At 64.5% G+C, this 13,609-nt stretch carries 14 protein-coding genes; 6 read left to right on the forward strand and 8 right to left on the reverse strand.

The window, feature by feature from the left end; all coding sequences use genetic code 11:
* Positions 1-3: 3 nt before the first annotated feature.
* The gene (gene gcvA / locus NKJ91_RS15600; protein ID WP_352456304.1) at positions 4-924 is read right to left on the reverse strand and encodes a transcriptional regulator GcvA; all 921 of its coding nucleotides are present in this window, start codon (positions 922-924) and stop codon (positions 4-6) included.
* Positions 925-1,086: 162 nt separating this feature from the next.
* Here gcvA and NKJ91_RS15605 point away from each other — a divergent pair, with 162 nt between their 5' ends.
* Positions 1,087-1,335: a hypothetical protein gene (locus NKJ91_RS15605; RefSeq protein ID WP_352456365.1), complete on the forward strand. Its 249-nt coding sequence runs from the start codon at positions 1,087-1,089 to the stop codon at positions 1,333-1,335.
* A gap of 121 nt (positions 1,336-1,456) precedes the next feature.
* Here NKJ91_RS15605 and NKJ91_RS15610 read toward each other — a convergent pair whose 3' ends face one another.
* Entirely contained in the window at positions 1,457-1,993 is a 537-nt protein-coding gene (locus tag NKJ91_RS15610) for a L,D-transpeptidase family protein (RefSeq protein WP_352456366.1), read from the reverse strand.
* A gap of 145 nt (positions 1,994-2,138) precedes the next feature.
* Here NKJ91_RS15610 and NKJ91_RS15615 point away from each other — a divergent pair, with 145 nt between their 5' ends.
* Complete coding sequence (locus NKJ91_RS15615) at positions 2,139-2,822, forward strand: response regulator transcription factor (RefSeq protein WP_023680479.1); 684 nt, start codon at positions 2,139-2,141, stop codon at positions 2,820-2,822.
* 125 nt (positions 2,823-2,947) lie between these two features.
* On the forward strand, positions 2,948-3,403 hold the full coding sequence (locus tag NKJ91_RS15620) for a Crp/Fnr family transcriptional regulator (RefSeq protein ID WP_023680480.1): 456 nt from the start codon (positions 2,948-2,950) through the stop codon (positions 3,401-3,403).
* A 46-nt stretch (positions 3,404-3,449) separates the two neighbouring features.
* Here NKJ91_RS15620 and NKJ91_RS15625 read toward each other — a convergent pair whose 3' ends face one another.
* The 6 genes from NKJ91_RS15625 to NKJ91_RS15650 all read right to left on the reverse strand — a co-directional run bounded on the left by NKJ91_RS15625 (position 3,450) and on the right by NKJ91_RS15650 (position 10,182).
* Positions 3,450-4,343: a sugar phosphate isomerase/epimerase family protein gene (locus tag NKJ91_RS15625; protein WP_352456305.1), complete on the reverse strand. Its 894-nt coding sequence runs from the start codon at positions 4,341-4,343 to the stop codon at positions 3,450-3,452.
* A 116-nt stretch (positions 4,344-4,459) separates the two neighbouring features.
* Entirely contained in the window at positions 4,460-5,398 is a 939-nt protein-coding gene (locus tag NKJ91_RS15630; RefSeq protein WP_352456306.1) for an ABC transporter substrate-binding protein, read from the reverse strand.
* 86 nt (positions 5,399-5,484) lie between these two features.
* Positions 5,485-6,462 (reverse strand): ABC transporter permease subunit, encoded by a 978-nt coding sequence (locus tag NKJ91_RS15635; protein WP_502894527.1) that lies wholly within the window; start codon positions 6,460-6,462, stop codon positions 5,485-5,487.
* 20 nt (positions 6,463-6,482) lie between these two features.
* On the reverse strand, positions 6,483-8,027 hold the full coding sequence (locus NKJ91_RS15640; protein WP_023680484.1) for a sugar ABC transporter ATP-binding protein: 1,545 nt from the start codon (positions 8,025-8,027) through the stop codon (positions 6,483-6,485).
* Positions 8,024-9,403 (reverse strand): FGGY-family carbohydrate kinase, encoded by a 1,380-nt coding sequence (locus NKJ91_RS15645; protein ID WP_352456308.1) that lies wholly within the window; start codon positions 9,401-9,403, stop codon positions 8,024-8,026. Before NKJ91_RS15645 ends, NKJ91_RS15640 begins: the two co-directional genes overlap by 4 nt.
* Entirely contained in the window at positions 9,400-10,182 is a 783-nt protein-coding gene (locus NKJ91_RS15650; RefSeq protein ID WP_352456309.1) for a DeoR/GlpR family DNA-binding transcription regulator, read from the reverse strand. Before NKJ91_RS15650 ends, NKJ91_RS15645 begins: the two co-directional genes overlap by 4 nt.
* Positions 10,183-10,410: 228 nt before the next feature.
* On the opposite strand from NKJ91_RS15650, the gene NKJ91_RS15655 reads away from it, so the two are divergent.
* The 3 genes from NKJ91_RS15655 to NKJ91_RS15665 are packed head-to-tail and all read left to right on the forward strand — an operon-like array spanning position 10,411 to position 13,590.
* Positions 10,411-11,454 (forward strand): class II aldolase/adducin family protein, encoded by a 1,044-nt coding sequence (locus NKJ91_RS15655; RefSeq protein WP_023680487.1) that lies wholly within the window; start codon positions 10,411-10,413, stop codon positions 11,452-11,454.
* A gap of 1 nt (position 11,455) precedes the next feature.
* Positions 11,456-12,742 carry an FGGY-family carbohydrate kinase gene (locus NKJ91_RS15660; protein WP_031213171.1) on the forward strand — a complete coding sequence of 429 codons (1,287 nt, stop codon included), beginning with the start codon at positions 11,456-11,458 and terminating at the stop codon, positions 12,740-12,742.
* Positions 12,739-13,590, forward strand: coding sequence for a TIGR01459 family HAD-type hydrolase (locus NKJ91_RS15665; RefSeq protein WP_352456310.1), 852 nt, complete (start codon positions 12,739-12,741; stop codon positions 13,588-13,590). The genes NKJ91_RS15660 and NKJ91_RS15665 overlap by 4 nt, the downstream gene beginning before the upstream one ends.
* Positions 13,591-13,609 lie beyond the last annotated feature (19 nt).

Here is a 13,609-nt window from a genome sequence, read left to right on the forward strand (position 1 = left end):
CCGTCAGCTCGGGGTCCTGGCGATTTCCTCGAGAAGCCAATCGCGAAAGGCGACGATGCGCGGATCATTCGCCGCGGTCTCCGGATAGACCAGGAAATAGGCGAATTCAGGCGCGACCTTGATGCCGAGTTCGAACGGCCGGATCAGCCTGCCTTCGGACAGGTCGTTTGCCACCATGGCGAAATCGGCGAGCGCGACCGCGTTGCCGTCGAGCGCGGCCTGGACGGCATCGGTCGAGTTGCCGAACACGATGGTCCGGCTGTCGTCGAAATCGTCGACGCCCGCCGCCGCCATCCACATGCTCCAATTCGGCCAGGTGACGCCCTGGCGCGACCACTCGATATGCGCCAGCGTGTGATGAAACAGGTCGCGCGGCTCTTTCAGCCGCGGCCCAGCCCGCAGCAAGGCCGGGCTGCAGACGGGGATGATGACGTTTTCGAACAGCCGGTGTGAGCGAAGCCCCGGATATTTGCCGGTGCCGAAACGGATGCCGAGATCGACGTCGTCGCGATCGAAGTCGCGCACCTCGTAACTGATGTCGAAACGCAGCTCGATTGCCGGATGCTGCTTGCGAAAATCGTCGACGCGCCGCATCAGCCACTTCGTCGCGAATTGCGCATCGAGGGTGACCTTCAGCAGCGCCGATCCGCGCGCCGCCTTCTGCGCCCGTGAGACGGCCCGGCCAAGCAGGTCGAGCGCATCGGTCGAAGCTTCGAACAGCACCGCGCCCGCCTCGGTCAGCCGGATCGTGCGGCTGGTGCGTGTGAACAGCACGATGCCGAGCTGATCCTCGATTTCCTTGATCTGATGGCTGACCGCTGCCGGCGTCAGGCCGAGCTCGTCGGCGGCGCGGGTGAAATTGAGGTGCCGCGCCGCTGCCTCCAGCGTCCGCAGCGCACGGGTTCCAGGCAGCAGGCGCGCCATCAGTGCCAGAGGAGGAGGGTTCGGTCGAGCATTCCAATCATCAAACAAAACTTGAAGATGCAGAAAAAACTACTCGTTTCTCGTTTGAATTTCAATCAGCCATGCTCTGAGCATCGAAGAAACATCAAACCGGATTTGATGTCCGGAGAAGCGGATTGCACCATGTCTGACATCGCCTTGCGCTCGGTAATCCTCCGCCCGGCCTGGCTGCGCGCCGTGCTTGACTGGTTTCGCCATGCAAAAATCGCCGTCAATCTTCCCTGCGAGAATGTCGAGGATCTCTCCGATCGCCAGCTTCGCGACATCGGCGGCGAACGCAAGGACATCGCACGCGCCATGGACCGAGAACTCGGCCGGCTCGGCCTTCTCGACATCGGTTGGCAGAGGCCGAGGAAGCGGATAGGGCAGTAGTGAATGCAGTAGTGAATAGTGAATGGTGAATGGTGAATGGTGAATGGGAAGCTAGGCGGTGCGCCTGCACATGTCCCTACCGATCGCTTCTCACCACTCACTATTCACTATTCACTATTCACTACCTCACCACCCTTACCACCGTCCGCTCCGACAGCAGCGGCAGCAGCCGTGCCATGGTGCGGGCCGTTACCGCGACGCAGCCTTGCGTCGGCGTGAAGCCGGGGCGCGCCAGGTGGAAGAAGATGGCGCTGCCGCGCCCGCGCCGGCGCGGCACAATGTTCCAGTCCAGCACCAGGCAGGCGTCATAGAGATCGTCGGTGCGCAGCATCCGCTCATGGCTGGCGCCATAGGGGATTTTGACCGGGCGGTTGTAGTTGCGGTCCCCAGGCACTTCGCACCAGCCGAGGTCGCGGCCGATCGGCATCATCGCCAGCCGCGTCCGGCGGCCGCCGGCAAAACGGTCGCCGCGAAAATATCCCGACAATATCCGCATCGAGGCAAGCGGCGTGGCGCCGTCGCCCTCGCGCTTGCCGGCCGAGATGCCGCCATGCCCCAGCGCACATGGAAACACCAGTTTGCCGGCCTGCAGAAAGCCCTGGCTGGGTTGGCCGGGGCGCGCGCGCACGGTGAGCACGGTGAGCCCTTTCGGCAAAATTGCGCCGACTGCATTGCGATCGTGTTTTTTCTTGTATGATCGTGCCACGGAACAAATCACTGTGAACGGCTGTTGTGCCCGGTCAGCTTCCGCATAAACAGGCAGCGGTCAACTGAAATCTCTTTTCAAAACAACGGATTGATCCATGACTTCACGCACCATTCTGATCGTCGACGACGATGACGACCTGCGCGGCACCCTTGTCGAGCAATTGTCGCTTTATGAGGAATTCGATGTCCTGCAGGAAGCGACCGCCGCCAAAGGCGTCGCCACGGCGCGTGGCGGGCTCATCGACCTGCTCATCATGGATGTCGGCCTGCCCGACATGGATGGCCGCGAGGCGGTAAAGATATTGCGCAAGGGCGGCTACAAGGCGCCGATCATCATGCTGACCGGCCATGATACCGATTCCGACACCATCCTTGGCCTCGAGGCCGGCGCCAACGACTATGTGACGAAGCCGTTCCGTTTTGCCGTGCTGCTGGCCCGCATCCGCGCGCAGTTGCGCCAGCACGAACAGAGCGAGGACGCCACTTTCTCGGTCGGCCCCTACACGTTCAAGCCCAGCCAGAAGCTTCTGATCGACCCGCGCGGCGCCAAGGTGCGGCTGACCGAAAAGGAAGCCTCGATCATCAAATATCTCTACCGTGCCGACCAGAAGGTGGTGACCCGCGACGTGCTGCTGGAGGAAGTCTGGGGCTACAATTCCGGCGTCACCACGCATACGCTCGAAACTCACGTCTACCGGCTGCGCCAGAAGATCGAGCGCGATCCTTCCAACGCGGAAATTCTCGTGACAGAAAGCGGCGGCTACAAGCTGGTTCCTTAAACATTTCATTATTCAAATAAGCGATCCGGGCGGGGCGCTTTTCGGGTACGGTCCTGAGGCTGGAGGTGGTTTTGGATCGGCCTCGTAGGGGAGGAGTCGGACTGACGGTTCGGGGACATAGCTAGATGGCGCTGGATGACGACATCCGCATCCTGTCCACCGTGAGGCTCTTCGAGGGCTTTACGCAGGAACAGCTGCGTCTGCTCGCCTTCGGCGCCGAAACCACCATGTTGAAAGCCGACCACAAGCTTTACCGCGAGGACGACGAGGCTGATTCGGCCTACATCGTGGTCAGCGGCCGCATCGTGCTCTACCGCGAGCACGATGGCGAGCGCATCCCGATCGGCACCGCCGGCCCCGGCACCATACTCAGCGAACTGGCGCTGATCGCCGACACCAACCGGCTGACCAGCGCCTCCGCCGAAATCGATTCGGAAGTGCTGCGGCTCAGCCGCAAGATGTTCCGCCGCATCCTCGAGGAATACCCGGAACTGGCGGTTCACTTGCACCAGCGCATTTTGGAGGATTTCCAGGCGATGATCCGCCGCATCGAGGAACTTGGGCCGCGTTTTGCCGGCTAATATAGCGCCTCTGGCCTAACCAGATCGATTTCGGAACTGCGAGGGCTCAGGGCCGGTGCGTTGCGGAAACAAGCTCGGCCTTGCGCCGTGCCGTCTCCAGTCCCAGCGCAATGAAGCGGCGCGCATGTTTGGCCAGCTCCATATTGTCGGTCCACAGATTGCGCCAGATCGCGGTTTTCCGCGACAGGTTCTCGTCGACGATTTCCGAGGAGAAGGATTCGAAGCTGAGGTCGTCGCTGTAGCCGATGGCGGTCAGCGCATCGAATATCGCGGCAAAATCGATATTGCCGGTGCCGAGGAAACCGCGATGGCTCTCGCCGATATGGACATAGCCGATCTTCCCGACCGCATTGCGAATGGCCAAGCCGACATCGGCCTCCTCGATGTTCATGTGGAAGCTGTCGAGATGCAGGAAGATATTGTCGGAGCCGCTGTCCGCGATGAAGGCCATGCCTTGCGCGGCGGTGTTGAGCAGATTGCTTTCGAAGCGGTTGACGATTTCGAGGTTGAGGGTGACGCCGGCTGATTTTGCCATGTCCGCCACCTCGGCCAGCGTGCCGGCGCTGCGGTTCCACTGGTCACGCGTCGGCGCCTCGCTCTGCAAGCCGTGGCTGGTGCTGAGGATGCCGGCAACCTTCTGGCCGCCGAGATCGCGGGTCAGCGCGATCGTACGTTCCAGGATTTCGACGCCGTGCGCCGCAATCGTTTTGTCGGCGCTCGAAATATCGCCGTCGGCCGGCAGTCCGATGCTGATCGCAACGCCGAGGCCGAGATCGGCGATCCGCTTGGCCAATCCGTCAATGTCGACATTGGCGGGGTCGAGATAGGAGAATTCGATCAGGTCGAAGCCGGCCTCCCTGGTGTTGGCCAGCGTCCACTCGAGGTCGCCCTGCGCCGAGCTCGCCGACCAGACGAATGAGTGGATTCCGATTCGCGACATGATTGTCTCCGGTCATTCCAGGAGTAGCGGACCCAAGGCCAAAGCGGTTTTGGCAATCCGCTGCTCGGACAAAAAAGGTGCGGCCGGTCATACCCGCCCCACCAGGCTTGGGAGGCTTAGCGAGCCGCGGTCCAGCCCTTGTAATCCTTCAAATTGTCGGCCGTGATCAGCTTCGGGTCGAGCAGCACCGTCGGCTCGGCCTGCTTCTTGCCGGCAAGCAGGTCAGCCGCCATCGTCAGCGACTGGCCGGCCATCACATAGGGATCCTGCGAGGCCGACGCCTTGATCATCGACGTGCCGGAGGCGAGTTCCTTCTCGATATCGGGTGCACCGTCGACCGCGGTGAAGATGAACTCCGAGCGGTTGAGCTGCTTGGCCGCAAGCTGGGCGCCGATCGCCGTCGGATCGTTGATGGCGAAGACCGCATCGATCTTGTCGAAACGCGTCAGCAGCGACTGGAACACTTTCAGGCCGCCGTCACGCGAGCCTTCGGCGTTCTGGTCGTCGGAAAGGATCTTGATGTCGGGGTGCTTTGCCAGCACGTCCTTGCAGCCCTTGACCCGCTCCAGGATCGACGACGAGGCCGGGCCATTGAGGATGACATAGTCGCCCTTGCCGCCGGTATGATCGACCAGATACTGGCACGCCTCTTCGCCGGCCTTGACGTTGTTGGTCATCACGGTGACGTCGGCGCCCGGCGCCGAAACGTCGAAAGCGGCAACGACGATGCCGGCCGCCTGCGCCTTCTTCACCGCCGGCGCGATCGCCTTGGCATCGACTGCGTTGAGCATGATGACGTCGACACCGGCAGCGATGAAGGAATCGACCTGCGATACCTGCTTGTTGAGATCGTAGTCGGCCGATACCGAGGTCACCTGCACATTCGGGTTGATCTTCTTGGCCGCGTCCTCGATGCCCTTGATGGTGGCGACGAAGAACGGGTTGCCGAGCAGTCCGACCGAGATGCCGACCTTGTTCAGATCCTTTGCCGATGCCGGCGCGATGACGGCGGCCGCAAGGGCGACGCCGCAGAGCAGTTTAGCGATGGTCTTCATTGTTTTATTTTCCTCCTGATGCCCCGCGCCTCTCACGGTGCGTTACACATGAAACCGGCTCGTTGGATGCCGGCGACTAAGGGCCATCACGTTCTTGCTCCTGCCTGGAGCCGGTAACGGTCGAGGGCGACCGCCACGATGATGACCAATCCCTTGATGATGTACTGCCAGATGTCCGAAACACCGGCGAGGATGAGCCCGTTGGACAGCACGGCGATGATCAGGCCGCCGATCAGCGTGCCCCAGATCGAGCCGACACCGCCGACGAAACTGGTGCCGCCGAGGATGACTGCGGCAATGGCGTCGAGTTCGTAGGACTGGCCGAGCTGAAGCCCGTTGGCGGCATAGAGCCGGGCCGCCGACATGGCGCCGCCAAGGCCGGCCAGAAGGCCGGAAACGCCGTAGACGAAGAGCAGCACCAGCGGCACCTTGATGCCGGTCAGCCTGGCGGCCTCGGCGTTGCCGCCGACGGCGTAGATCCAGGTGCCGAGCACGGTGCGCTTGAGCACCAGCCAGGACAGGACGACGACCGCCAGCGCGATGATTACCAGCCACGGAATGCCGAACAGCGAACCGTTGCCGATGAAGTCGAACGGCAGGTCCGCGTTGAACACCGTCGTGTCCTGGCCGAGCAGGCGGGCGACGCCGCGCACGGCGGTCAGCGATCCCAGCGTGACGATGAAGGGCGGCAGCTTGATATAGGCGATCAGCAGCCCGTTGATGACGCCGAAACCGAGCCCGACGAGAATGGCCGCGGGCACGCCCAGCAGTCCCCAATCGGGCACCAGCGACACCATCACCGCCACCATCGCCGAGGCGGCAAGGATCGAGCCGACGGACAGGTCGATGCCGCCGGTCAGGATGACGAAGGTCATGCCGGCGGCCAGCACGATGTTGATCGACGATTGCTGCATGACGATCAGCAGATTGGTCTGGGTGAAAAAGCGCGGATTGATGAACTGGAAGCCGACCGCCAGCAGGATCAGGATCGGCAGCATGCCGAGTGCGGCGATGGCGGTACGCCACCTCGTGCTCCTGCCGACCGCCCGGTCGTCCGCTTTCATCGTGTCGGCCACCTTGTCGGTCATCGCTGAGCCGCTCCCGTTGCAAGTTCCATGATCGCTTCCTGCCGCAGCGGCTCGCCCTCCGACGCCGTCACCTCGCCGGCAATGGTGCCGTCGCGCATCACCAGCACGCGGTCGGCGATGCCGATCACCTCCGGCAGTTCGCTGGAGATCATCAGGATGGCGATGCCTTTCTTGGCCAGGTTGTCGATCAGCCGATAGATTTCCGACTTCGCCCCGACATCGACGCCGCGGGTCGGCTCATCGAGGATGACGACCTGCGGCTCGGTTTCCAGCAGGCGGGCGAGCAGCACCTTCTGCTGGTTGCCGCCCGACAGCGAGCCGGCATTGGCCTGCACCGAGCTGGTGCGGATGGAGAGGTCTGACACCGCCTTGGCGGCGCGCTTTTCGGCAGCCGTGAAGTCGCGCAAACCGCCGGCCTTCGCGTCCTTTGCCAGCACGCCCATGCTGATATTGTCGGAGATCGACATGTCGAGAAACAGGCCAAGTTGCTTGCGGTCCTCGGTCAGGTAGGCGATGCCGGCATCGAGCGCCTCGCTCGGCGAACCGATGGATATCGGTTTGCCGCCGAGCTCCAGCGTGCCTGATGTGTGCCTGTCGGCGCCGAAGATCAGCCGTGCCAGTTCGGTGCGGCCCGAGCCGACCAGGCCGGCCAGTGCCAGCACCTCGCCCTTGTGGAGGTCGAAGGAACAATTCTTTATGAGATTGCCGTCCGACATGCCGCGCACCGACAGCGCGATGGCGCGCTTGCTGTCCGGCGGACGGTGATCCTTCTTGTAGAACGTCGACAGATCGCGCCCGACCATCATCGATACCAGGCGCGAGGCGTTCAGGTCGGCGCGGTCGAGCGTGCCGACATAGCCGCTGTCGCGTAGCACGCTGACGCGGTCGGCGAGCTGGTAGACCTCTTCCATGCGGTGGCTGATGTAGATGATGGCGATGCCTTGCGACTTCAGCGTCGCGATCACCTCGAACAGCCGGTCGGTCTCACGCGAGGTCAGCGACGTGGTCGGCTCGTCCATGACGATGATGCGCGCATTGGTCGACAGCGCGCGGGCGATTTCCACCAGCTGTCGCTCGCCGAGCGACAGGCTTGCGACCGGAGTGCGCGCCGAGAAGGTCACGCCGAGCCGCGCGATGATCTCGCTGGCGCGCCGATTGCACTGCTCGCGGTCGACAACGCCGAACCGTCGCGGCTCGTTGCCGAGAAAAATGTTCTGCGCTACCGACAGATTAGGCGCCAGCGACAGCTCCTGATAGATGACCGCAATGCCGGCGGCGCGCGCCTTGATCGGGTCGCCAGTCGCGGCCGGCACGCCGTCGATCAGGATTTCGCCGCCGGGGTCCGGCCGGTAGGCGCCGGACAGCACCTTCATCAGCGTCGACTTGCCGGCACCGTTTTCGCCCATCAGCGCGTGCAGCTCGCCGGCGTGAACGGTCAGCGACACATCGTGCAAGGCGCGGATCGCACCGAACGTCTTGGAGATGTGGCGCATCTCCAGCACCGGCTGGCGCACCGTCTCGATCCGGGCGGCGGCGCTCATCGCGCACCTCCTGCAGCTGCGCTGGCCACAGCCCGGTCGGCGGCAAGGTCGCGCCAGTCGTTGCGATAGCCGGCAAGGCCGCTGAAACTTGCCGCATGCACCGCCTCCGGCGCTTCGGTGGCAAACTCGCGTCCGACGCTTTCGAAGGCAAGTGCGGCAGCACCGGTGGCGCTGCCCTCCAGCGTTGCGCCCTGCAGGAAAGCCTGCCCGGGCCGCAACTGCGCCAGCAACGCGGCAAGCAGCCCGCCATTGTTCAGGCCGCCGTCGACGATCACTGTGTTGTCCGAATGGATCAGCTCGAGGCACAGATCGACCATCAGCGCGACATAGAGCAGCGCCATGGCCGCGCGTTCCTCGGCATTGGGCGTACGCCCGACCAGTTCGCCGCGGCGGTGCGGCATCGGGCCGCCGGGCGCGAAGCTCGGCAGCGCCATAATGCCGGCGTCGATCACCCGTTGTATCGATGACGGCGCGATTGCGCCCTGCCAGCCGGCGCTGATCGTGGCGAATTCGCGTCCGCCCATGAACCGGACGGTTGGCACCGGGCCGCCATCGACATCGACATTGACCAGCATGTCGCGCTCGCCGTCGAGTGCGTCGAGCGGGCAGTCCGGATTGAGCACGACCACCCAGGTGCCGGTCGAGACCACGGTCACCGGCCCGAGCTGCTGCCGGCGGTAGGCATGGAGCGCGGCATTGCTGTCGTGGACGCCATTATGGATGGCGACTGGCTTCGCGGCCTGGCCGAAGCGCTGCTCGCCGATCACCGCGCCGGCACGCTCGAAGGCGGGCATCTGGCCGCGCCAGCCCTCGGCATCGACCAGCGAGCTGAAATCGCGTTTGCGCGGCGCCCATAAATGCGAGTGGCAGCCAAGATACGACACTTCCGATACCGGCCGGCCGCCAAACCGCCAGCTCCAATATTGGGGGTAGCCGAGGATCGATTTCGCTGTGGCGAAGGCACCGGGCTCCACCTCCTTCAGCCACAACATGTGGCGGCCGTAGTTGAAGCCAAGCGGCAGGCGCGGCGAAAAGGTCTCGGCAAAATCCGGAATGCGGCGGTCGATCTGCGCGGCGATTTCAGCTGGCGGTTCCTGCTCGTAATCGAGGATCGGATGCGTCAGCGCGGCTTCGTCGACCAACGCGAAGGTGCAGCCATGGCCGGATACCATCAGCCCTTCCACGCCATGCGTGTCGACTGCATCATCGATGGCGCGGGCCGCCCAGTCGTGCAGCGCTGGCTCGTCGAGCACGCTGAAGCCGCCTTTGCGGATCCAGCTCGGCTGGGTACGGCGCTCGTCGAGGATCTGTCCGTCCTGGCCGAAGACGAACAGCTTCGAATTGGTCTTGCCGAAATCGAGGACGGCGATGTTCACTGGGCGCCTCCCGAGGAAGCCGCGATCCGCACCATGACGCCGGCATCTTCGAGCATGCGGGCATCTGTCTCGGACAGGCCGTCATCGGTGACCAGCGTGCCGATCCGCGACAGCGGCAGTGCCACATTGCGCGCGTGGATCGACAGTTTTCGGCTGTCGGCCAGCACGACGATCTGGTCGGCGCAGAGGCTGAGCTCGACGATCGAGCGGACCAGCAGCGGGTGCGATTCCAGAAGGCCTTCCTGGCCGATGCCTTGCGCGCCGAGAAAGAACTTCGAGGCGTAGAACGGCACCGTCTGCGTCAGCGAATGGATGATGCCCGGCTCGCGGTGCAGTTCGCCGCCGGCGACGGTGAGGCTGCAATGGCCGTGGTCGCTGAGATAGGCCGCGAGCGGCATCGAGTTGGTGTAGAGCCGGATGTTGCGGTCGGCGAGCTTGACGCCGAGATGGAAGCAGGTCGAACCGCCATGCACGATGACCGCGTCGCCGTCGCGCACCATGGTGGCGCCGAGAGCGGCGATCTGCCGCTTGGCCTCGACGGCGAGGTCGCGGTTCTCGTCATAGGGCCTGGCATAGGCGACGCCGGCTTGCGAAGCGCCATCGAGCGCCGAGATGCCGCCATAGACCTTGCGCGCTTCGCCGGCCTCGTCGATCTTGTCGATGTCGCGCCGCACTGTCGCCGCCGACACGCCAAGCCGTTCCTGCAGCTCGCGCACCGATGCGAAAGGCCGGTCCCGCAAAAGCTCGACAATCTGGCGCTGGCGGCCGGAGTCGCTCAACCCTTACCTCCCAATGCACTTGCCTCCCAAGCATTTTGCACGTCATTGCCATTTTGCACGGCAATTGGTGCAACTTACTCAACACGCCTCGGATTGCAAGCCTGATCTGACGCGATAACATCACTGTTGACGTAACTTACTCGCATCTGCGATACCAGCGTCGGTCTTCGTCCCGGCACCGGGACGTCCAAAGCCGTGGCCACGCGGCCGGTTTGTGGAGGAATTTCGATGACGATCAGTGCGGATGCGCAGGAACTGGCAGCGCTGCGGTCGCTTTCGGCCGCCATCGGCAGCGACCCGCATCTGACCCAGGCCGCCGGCGGCAACACCTCGCTGAAAGCCGGCGACACGCTCTGGATCAAGGCCTCCGGCACCTGGCTGAAGGACGCGCTCATCGCGGACATCATGGTGCCGGTCGGCATCCCGCCATTGCTCGACGCCATCGAACGGCGCGACCCGGCCGCCGAACAGCCGCAGGCCTTCACTGTCGACGCCCTCAACGCGCGCGGCTTGCGCCCGTCGATCGAGACCACCGTGCATGCGCTGATGCCGCAGCGCATCGTTCTGCATGTTCACTGCGTCGAGACCATTTCGCTGGCCGTGCAGGCCGACTGCGAGGCCGAGGCCGCCAGGCGGCTCGACGGCCATCAATGGGCGTATATTCCCTATCGCCGGCCGGGACTGCCACTCGCGCAGGGTATAGCCGAGCGCCTTCGGCCAGGCGTGGATATCCTGATCCTCGGCAATCACGGCCTGGTCGTTGCAGCCGAGACCGTCGCCGCGGCCGACATGCTGCTGCGGCGCGTGACACGACTGTTGGCGCGGCCGCCGCGCCAGGTGGCGGAACCGGACATCGCGGCATTGACGGCGCGCGCCGGCGACAGCGACTACAGATTGCCGGCGGACGTTGAGGCGCATGCGGTGGCGATCGACGCCGAAAGCTGCCGCATGGCTTCGGGTGGCAGCCTCTACCCCGACCACGTCATCTTTCTCGGCGAAGGCTCGGTCGTGGCGAGACCGGACGAGGGTGTGAAGCGCGTCATCGAGCGCTGCGGCGCCGCACCCGCGGCGATCCTGTTTCCTGGACTCGGCGTGTTGATGCGCGGCGACGCCGGCGCCGGTGCCGACGCCATGCAGCGCTGCCTTTCCGACGTGACAGCGCGGATCGATGTCGCGGCGAAGCTGAATTATCTGACAGCGGCGGAGAATGACGAGCTGATCAACTGGGACGCCGAAAAATATCGTCAGAAACTCAATGCCGGAGGCAGCTGACATGCCGCGTTCGTCTGGCCCGCTTGCCATCGGCATCGACATCGGCACATCCGGCGCGCGCGCCGTCGCCATGCGTCCGGATTTTTCCATTGCCGCGCATTCCGCTATTGCCCTCGAGCGATTTGGGCCGAACGGCCGCGACCCCGCCATATGGTGGGAGGCGGTCGGCGCGGCGTTGGCGGAACTGCTCAAATGTATCGATCGTGCGGCAGTGCGCTCGATCGCCGTCGACGGTACGTCGGGCACGCTGCTGCCGGTCGACGGCGCCGGGCGGCCGCTGGCCGAACCGCTGATGTACAACGACAAGGTCGCTGACGACACTATTCTGACAGCAATAGCCGGCGCGGCACCGGCAACGAGCGCTGCACTTGGGGCGACCTCCGGTCTCGCCAAGGCGCTGTCTTTCCAGCACCTGCCCGGCGTCGCCACTGTGCTGCACCAGGCAGACTGGATCGCCGGACAGTTTTCCGGCCGCTTCGATGTCAGCGACGAGAACAACGCCCTGAAGACCGGCTACGACGTCGAGGCCCGGCGCTGGCCGGACTGGATCGCGGCGACCGGCGTGCGCATGGAATTCCTGCCCCGCATCGTGCGGCCGGGCGATGTCACGGACACGCTCACCGCCAGCGCTGCGAAAATGTTCGGCCTGCCGCGCGACGTGGTTATCGTTGCCGGCACGACGGATGGCTGCGCCTCATTCCTGGCGACCGGTGCGAGTGCCGCGGGCGACGGCGTTACCGCGCTCGGCTCGTCGCTGACCATCAAGATCCTCTCCGACCGGCCGATCTCGGCGCCGCAATTCGGCATCTACAGCCATCGGCTGGGTGACACCTATCTGGCGGGCGGCGCCTCGAACTCCGGCGGCAAGGTGCTGGCCCAGCATTTCCCCGTCGCCCGCATTGTCGAACTCAGCAAAAAAATCGACCCGGCGACGAAGACCGGCCTCGATTATTACCCGCTGCCGGCGCCGGGCGAACGCTTCCCCATAGCCGATCCGGCGCTGCCGCCGCGCCTCGAGCCGCGGCCCGCCGACGACGCCGACTATCTGAAAGCGATGTTCGAGGGTATTGCGGCGATCGAAGCGCTCGGCTATCGCCGGCTTGCCGAACTCGGCGCCCCCCGGCTGACATCGGTCAGGAGCGTCGGCGGCGGTGCGGCCAATCCGGCCTGGACAGCGATCCGGCAGCGCAAGCTTGGCGTCGCTCTCGTGCCGGCTCTTTCGGAGGAGGCCGCTGCCGGCACGGCGCGGCTGGCGCTGATGGGCGCAAGCGCAGCGGGGCTTTTATGACGGCCAAGGCAATTCAACACCTCGACGGCATCGCCGCGCTGACCGACCGCTATCAGGTGTTCCTGCTCGACCAATTTGGTGTGCTGCACGACGGCACCAGCGCCTATCCGGGTGCTGTCGAAGCGTTGTCGGCACTCAAGCGCGCCGGCAAGACCATCGTACTGATCTCGAATTCCGGCAAGCGGGCGCAACCCAATGAGCGCCGCCTGCTGAAGCTCGGCTTCGAACCGGGAAGCTGGGATCACTTTGTCTCCTCCGGCGAGGTGGCGTGGCGCTCCTTCCACCAAATGGCAGCATCCGGAGCCCTGCGCCCGCAGACAAAATGCCTGCTGATCCGCCGCGACAATGACCGTTCGGCTGTCGACGGCCTGCCCTTCGTCCTGGCCAAGGACGGCAACGATGCCGAACTGGTGCTGATTTCCGCCAGCGAGGGCGATCGCTACGACCTCGACCATTATCGCCGGCTTCTTGGTCCGGCGGCGGCGCGGCGGGTGCCATGCTTCTGCACCAATCCCGACAAGATCATGCTGACTGCCGTCGGCCCTCGCTTCGGCGCCGGCCGGCTCGCCGATCTCTATGAGAGCCTCGGCGGCAGCGTGGCGCGCATTGGCAAGCCCAATCCGCAGATATTCGAGGCAGCGCTGGCACTGGCGGGCCACCCGGAGCGCGACAGCGTGGTCTGCGTCGGCGACAGCGTCGAGCACGACATCGCCGGCGGCAACGGCGTCGGCGTCGCGACGACGCTGGTCCTGTCGGGCATATTGGCGGGGGCGCCTGACCTGGAGGACGTTTTCGCCACGCTGAACGCCCGTCCCGACTACATCGCGGATAGTTTCAGGTTTCGCTGAGTTGTTAAGGCGAGACAAA

The sequence above is a fragment of the Mesorhizobium sp. M0040 genome, from assembly GCF_040323505.1.
Lineage (GTDB): Bacteria > Pseudomonadota > Alphaproteobacteria > Rhizobiales > Rhizobiaceae > Mesorhizobium.